This window comes from Candidatus Brocadiaceae bacterium (genome assembly GCA_012728835.1).
Lineage (GTDB): Bacteria > Planctomycetota > Brocadiia > SM23-32 > SM23-32 > JAAYEJ01.
The window spans coordinates 1-6,021 of sequence record JAAYEJ010000056.1 but is presented as its reverse complement, the minus strand read 5'-3'; the positions used below and the strand labels follow the sequence as shown (position 1 = coordinate 6,021).

Annotated in this window: 7 protein-coding genes; 3 read left to right on the top strand and 4 right to left on the bottom strand. The window is 71.9% G+C overall.

Translation table 11 applies throughout. The features are described 5' to 3' along the window. Together GXY85_08610 and GXY85_08605 are read left to right on the top strand one after the other, a co-directional pair. The coding region (locus GXY85_08610; protein ID NLW50884.1) for a hypothetical protein at window positions 1-316 on the top strand (316 nt) is incomplete at its 5' end. Between the two features lie 25 nt (window positions 317-341). After that, window positions 342-1,688, top strand: coding sequence for a PTS transporter subunit EIIA (locus GXY85_08605; GenBank protein ID NLW50883.1), 1,347 nt, complete (start codon window positions 342-344; stop codon window positions 1,686-1,688). Window positions 1,689-1,705: 17 nt separating this feature from the next. On the opposite strand, the gene GXY85_08600 is transcribed toward GXY85_08605, so the two are convergent. The 4 genes from GXY85_08600 to GXY85_08585 form a co-directional block, all read right to left on the bottom strand. Further along, the gene (locus GXY85_08600) at window positions 1,706-2,476 is read right to left on the bottom strand and encodes a hypothetical protein (GenBank protein ID NLW50882.1); all 771 of its coding nucleotides are present in this window, start codon (window positions 2,474-2,476) and stop codon (window positions 1,706-1,708) included. A gap of 40 nt (window positions 2,477-2,516) precedes the next feature. Next, window positions 2,517-3,224, bottom strand: a complete 708-nt coding sequence (locus GXY85_08595; protein NLW50881.1) for a thymidylate kinase — start codon at window positions 3,222-3,224, stop codon at window positions 2,517-2,519. Window positions 3,225-3,235: 11 nt separating this feature from the next. After that, entirely contained in the window at window positions 3,236-4,519 is a 1,284-nt protein-coding gene (locus GXY85_08590) for an amidohydrolase (GenBank protein ID NLW50880.1), read from the bottom strand. A 67-nt stretch (window positions 4,520-4,586) separates the two neighbouring features. Continuing rightward, complete coding sequence (locus GXY85_08585) at window positions 4,587-5,615, bottom strand: NAD(P)-dependent glycerol-3-phosphate dehydrogenase (protein ID NLW50879.1); 1,029 nt, start codon at window positions 5,613-5,615, stop codon at window positions 4,587-4,589. A 321-nt stretch (window positions 5,616-5,936) separates the two neighbouring features. On the opposite strand from GXY85_08585, the gene GXY85_08580 reads away from it, so the two are divergent. Further along, window positions 5,937-6,021 (top strand): prepilin-type N-terminal cleavage/methylation domain-containing protein (locus GXY85_08580; protein ID NLW50878.1); only part of this gene is annotated, 85 nt, incomplete at its 3' end.

Sequence of the window (6,021 nt, the reverse complement as noted above, 5' to 3'; positions counted from 1 at the left end):
CTGGTTCCGGCAGTACGTCATCGGGCTGGGGGTGGGCACTGTATCGGCCCTGTACGGGCTCATTGCGCTCTGGTGGGGGCACACGTTCCTGCCGGGTCTGAAGGGCGGCACTGCCACCGTGACGGGCGCGCACGGGGCCGGACTGGCCCTGGGCTACACGGCCGGGGGGCTCTACCTGTTCTGCCGCTTCTTCCTGCACGGGCGCCTGCGGTCGGAGGGCCGACGCGCTCAGATCTACCTGGTCGAGAACGTGCTCCTCCTGGTCCTCATCGCGTCGTTGAGCTACGTCCTCTGGCAGGTCGGCACGGTCGGATAGGCGGGGCCGGGCCGGGAGGGTCTCGATGCCGCTGAGCGACTACGTCACGCGGGCGCGCACGGTGTTCCTGCGGTCTTCGTCCAAGCCGGGCGTCCTGCGGGAGATGCTGGAGGTGCTTCGAGCCGGCGAGGGGCAGGTGGACGTCGAGGCGGTGATGGGGGCTCTGGACGCACGCGAGCGTCTGCTCAGTTCGCGCATCGCCCCGGGGATCGCGCTGCCGCACGCCTTCCTGCCCGGCTACGGCAAGCCCTTGGTGGCCGTGGGGTTCAGCCCCGACGGCGTGCCGTGGGACTCGCCCGGCGGCGAGCGCGTGAACCTGGTCATCCTGAGCGTGTGCGGACGCGAGCACGGCGACGAGCACGTGGCGATGCTGGCCGACGTGGCCAACGCCCTGCGCCGCCCGGCCGTGCTGGAGGGCATCAGGCGGGCGGCGTCGGCCGAGGAGGTGTGGGATATCCTGCAGTCGCCTCCGCGTGAGGATGCGGCGTCGGCCGCCGTCGGGCACGTGGCGCTGGGCGTTTCGCGGACGATGCTGCGGCATGCCCGGTCGTTGGCGCGGGAGGCGCGCGCCGCGCGGCTGATGATCATCGCCGAGGAGGGCCTGGACCTGCGGCTGCTGGAGGGCGGGGAGGGCGAGGTGCCGCTGCTGGTCGTCTGCAGCGATCCCCGCGCGCAACTGCCGGAGGGGCTGGAGGCGGCGACGTTGCTGGTCACCCCCGGCTACGGGCTGCGGCGCGAGCACCGCGTCCGGCTGGCGTTCCTGTTCGCGCTCTCCCAGGGGCTGATCGCGGGCGAGGACACCGTGGTGTGCCTGTCGGGCGAGGCGGGCCGCATGGACGTGGTCGAGGCGGTGGACGTGGGGCGGCGGTTCGACGTGCTGGTGTCGTTGCTCTCGGAGCTGGAGGCCGGCAGGATCCGCCCGCACGTCTTCGACCGCGTGCTGGGGCTCGCGGCTGCGCTGGCGCGCGAGGGGCGCGAGGGCCGGCCCCTGGGCACGACGTTCATCCTGGGCGACTACCCGAACGTGCAGAGGCGCTGCTACCAGCTCGTCATCAACCCTTTCCGGGGCTACGCCGAGAACGAGCGCAACGTGCTGGATCCGGGCCTGGAGGAGACCATCAAGGAGTTCTCGCGCATCGACGGGGCCTGCCTGATCCGCGGCGACGGCGTGATCATGGCCTTCGGCGCCTACATCCGGGCGGAGGACGCGGCGCCGGGGCTGCAGTCGGGCCTGGGGGCGCGGCACGCGGCGGCCCTGGCGATCAGCCTGAGCACACAGGCGGTCTCGGTCGTGATCTCGGAGTCGACCGGGCGTGTGACCGTGTTCCGGCGCGGCCAGGTGATGGCCCGTTTCGAGCGCGCGACGCGCTGACGGCCCGGGGGCGGGGGTCAGTAGGACTCGCTGAGGATGATCCGCAGGTAGTCCTCGACGCGGCGGCCCTCCGGGGTGCTCTCCACGAGCGTCACGGCGCCCGACGGCAGCACCTCGTCGTGCTGGCCGAGGCGGCGCACGGGCTGCGTGCCCCTGCGGCCTCCGACCTGCTCCACGAAGGGGAACTCGCCCCGGTAGAAGCGCACGCGCTGCTCACGGTCCACGATGAAGATCGCCACGAGCTTGCTGAGTTCGTCGTCGGCGCCGACCGCCTTGCGCATCGCCTTCAGGCCCTTCAGAACGTCGAAGTAGATCGGGAACTGGAGGCCCATGCGGTCGGGGAAGACGCGGGCGAGTTCCAGGGACCGCGGGGTTCGGGGCACGATGCCGACGGCGCGGACGCCGTAGCGGCCGTACTTGCTCACCAGGTCGCTGACGTGCTGTGCGGCGGCGCGCCCTTCGCCCACCTCGAGCTGGCAGAAGACCACCAGGGTGACCGTGCCGCGTTCGGCGAATCCCCTCTCGCCCGGCCGGAGCTTGATGTCTCCGCCCGTCTCGGTCAGCAGGTTCAGCTTCGGGCACCGGCGCGCGTCCGAGGCGTTCAGGTAGCGCGTCCGGGGCGATTCCTCCACCGGCAGGGCCGCATCCACCGCGCCCCAGATGCCGGCATCCCGGGGGCCGGCGACGGGCGTCAGGTCCGCCGGCTTCAGGGGCACCGTGTCGGGTCGGAAGAGGCAGCCGGACAGGGCCAGGAGAGCGGCCGTCAGGATCCAGGCATGGCGTTTCATGTGTTCCCTTCCTCTGCGCGGGTTCCCTCAACACGGGCTGCTATAGTATACCCGGCACCGCCCGGAGCAGGGAAGCCCGGACGTGTTCGGCGATGAGATCGGGGCTCAGCAGCCGGCCGTCGCGGACGCATTGGACGGCAAGCCACGGGCCCGGCGTGCCGGCGGCCACCTCGGCGTATGCGCGGGCTGTCGCCTGGAGGTACCCTGCGTCCGCCTCGTGGATGTCGCCCTGGACGGTCTGGCCGGCCTGCCGGTCGCGCCCGCGCACGAGCCCGGCGGCGACGCCCGGGGGCAGGTCCAGCAGTATCTGGGCGTCGGGGCGCGGCAGGCCGAGCGCGTCGTATTCGAGGTCGGCCACCCAGCGGTAGAAGGCCGCACGGTCTTCGGCGCGGGGCAGCTTGGCGCCCTGGTGGGCCATGTTGGCGGCCGTGTAGCGGTTGCAGATGACGAGCGCGTCCTCGGCCAGCCACCGGCGCAGTTGCGGGGCCGCCTGCCAGCGGTCCATGGCGTAGGGCAGGGCGGCCAGGCGCGGGTCCACGTCGGCCGCGCGGGGTGCAAAGTCGCCGCGCAGGTAGCTCTCGATCAGGTTGGCGAACAGCCCCTGCCCGTAGCGCGGGAAGGAGATCGTGTGCACGCGGCGGCCCGCCGCCTCCGCCCGCTCGGCCAGGAGGCGCGTCTGCGTCGCCTTGCCGCTGCCGTCGATGCCGCAGAACACGACCATGCGGCCTGCGTGCGTCTGCCCGTTCATGCGGCGTCGCCTCACAGGCTGAAGATGCGCTTCGGGTTCTCGCGCAGCAGCAGGTGCGCGATCCGCACGGCGTCCTCCTCGGTGCCCAGGCCGGCCTCGACGAAGTCTGCGGCCAGCACGCCCGCCAGCACGCGGCGGTACATGTCGAACTTGGCCAGGCCGAACTCCAGCTTGTACATGTCGCTGTAGTAGCCGATCAGCTTCGTCTTGGGCACGCACTGGAGCCGCCCCGCCAGGTTGCGCGCCATGTAGGCCGGCACGTTCAGGTACCACCAGTGGCCGCTGAGCACCACGTTCTGCACGATCCAGCCGTAGGCGGCCAGCTCCTGCGCCTGGCTGTCGGTCAGGACCGAGAGGCAGTAGGTTACGCCCGGGAACTCGTTCATCAGCGGCAGGAGCCCCCGCAGCGTGTCGCCCGCCCGCGGCAGGTCCGTGCCGGCCGGCACGCCCGCCGGATAGGCCATGCGCTCGACGCCGTACATGATCTGGAACGGGAACCCGAAGTCCCGGCACAGCCCGGAGAGCGCCCGCATCATCCCCGAGCGCAGCACGCGTTCCCGGGCCGCCTCGCCCGGCTCGCCGCGCAGGGCGGCGCCCAGGGCGCGCTCGAACCCCTCCGGCGTGCTCTCCACCATCCGGAACTCGGGCGGCAGCGACATGGAGACGCTGCGCGCGCCGGCCGCCCGGAACCGGTCCATCACGGCCCCGAGCGCCCGGTGCAGGCCGGCGGCGTCCCCGACGGCCACGCCGCTGCCCCGTTCGAGCGCCGCGCGCACTTCCGGCTCGTGCAGCTTCAGCACCAGCCCGTCGACGCGGAGCGAGGGCACGAAGAGGCGGCCGTCGATGGCGCTCAGGTCCTCGTCCACCTCGTTGGTCAGGAAGACGCGCTCCAGGTTCGACTGCTCCATGATCTCGGCGGCCCGCCCGGGCCGCTCGGCGGCGGCGGCCACAGACCGGGCCAGGCCCTCCCAGTTGGCCTCGGTGAGGCGGCGGTCCGGGAAGCCGAACAACTGCCGGGCCAGCTCGATCAGCCAGCCGTACTGGACCGTGTTGTCGATGGCGGCCAGGGCGCGCACCATCTCGGGGATCACCTGCCCGTCGGGCCGTTCGGGCGCCAGGGCGTCGCGCGGCATCCCGGCGCTGTGGGCCAGCTCGGTGTAGTAGTGGTAGCCCAGCAGGTCGCGCAGCGTGCGGGCATGCGGCTGTGCGGCCGGCACGTGCGAATGCACGTCCACCGCCCGAATGCGCATCACCTCCGCCAGCAACCGCTTACGCAGATCCGTCGATCCTGCCATCGCGAATGCTCCTATCCAGGGGCCCGACGCCCGCCCCGGCCCCCAATGGGTAGCGCCGGGCGGCGTCTCACAGCGGCTCCTTTTCGTGTTCGGACCGCGGGGCCCGGACCATCAGCTCCATGGCCGCCTCGCGCGCGTCCCGTCCGTCGAACAGCACGCCGTGCACGGCCCGGCTGATGGGCATGTCCACCCCGTGGCGATCGGCCAGGGCGCAGACGGACCGCGTGGTGCGCACGCCCTCAGCCACCTGGTCCATGCCCGCCACGATGGCGTCCAGCCGCTCTCCGGCGGCCAGGCGCATGCCCACCGCGCGGTTGCGCCCGTAAGGGCTCACGCAGGTGGTGATCAGATCCCCGAGGCCGGTCAGTCCTGCGAACGTCTCCGCCCGGGCGCCCATCGCCACGCCCAGGCGGGCGATCTCCGCCAGGCCGCGCGTCAGCAGGGCGCTCTTGGCGTTGTCGCCGAAGGCCAGGCCGTCGCAGATGCCGGCGGCGATGGCGATCACGTTCTTCAAGGCGGCGCCGAGTTCCGCGCCGATCATGTCCGTGTTCGTGTAGACGCGGAAGGCCGGCCCCATGAACAGGTCCTGCACGGTCTCGGCGACCGGCAGGTCGTCACTGGTGGCGACGACGGTCGTCGGGCGCCCCCGGGCCACCTCCTCGGCGTGGCTGGGCCCGTACAGCCCGGCCAGGGCGCAGGCGGGGCCGCAGACGTCGCGGATGACGCCGCTGCCGGGCAGCAGGGTGCTTTCCTCGATGCCCTTGGCCACGTTGACGAGCAGATGCTCCGGGCGCAGGTGCGGCGCCAGCCGCGTGCAGACCGTGCGCAGGTACGGCGTCGGCGTCGCCAGCACAAGCACGTGTGCATCCGGCACGCACTCGGCCAGGTCGGCCGAGACGCCGATGGACTCCGCGATGGCGATCCCCGGCAGGTAAAGGGGGTTGGCGCGCTCTGCGGCGACGCGGCGCATGTAGTCGGCGTCAACGCCCCAGAGCGTGACGCGCCGGCCGGCGGCGTCGAGCAGGACGGCCAGGGCCGTGCCCCACCCGCCGCAGCCGACGACGACCGTGCGTGCGCTCGTCGGATGAACGTCCATCGGGTACCCCTCTGTGTCAGCGTGCGGTGCCTGCGCGGGTCCGGACGGGCGATTATAGGCTTGGCGGCTGCGGGGTTCAACTGCCCGACGGCGGGGTCCGGGGGCGGCCGCCGGGGTGCTGCGGGGGCCGGCCGGGGGCCTGTTTTTTTGCTTGACAACTTGCGGGGGCGGTGGTAACATGTGGCCACTCGAAAGAACGAGGTGCGTATGTCTCTATGGGTCTGCAAGCCTGGAAAGGAGGTGAGGGGCGGGTCCGAGAAGGGGAATGAACGCGCAGGACAGAAGGGTCGAAGCGAACGGATTTAGTGGGAGGACGTGAAGATGAAGAAGGCCTTTACTCTGATCGAACTGTTGGTGGTCATAGCCATCATAGCTATCTTGGCCGCTATGCTGATGCCCGCCCTGG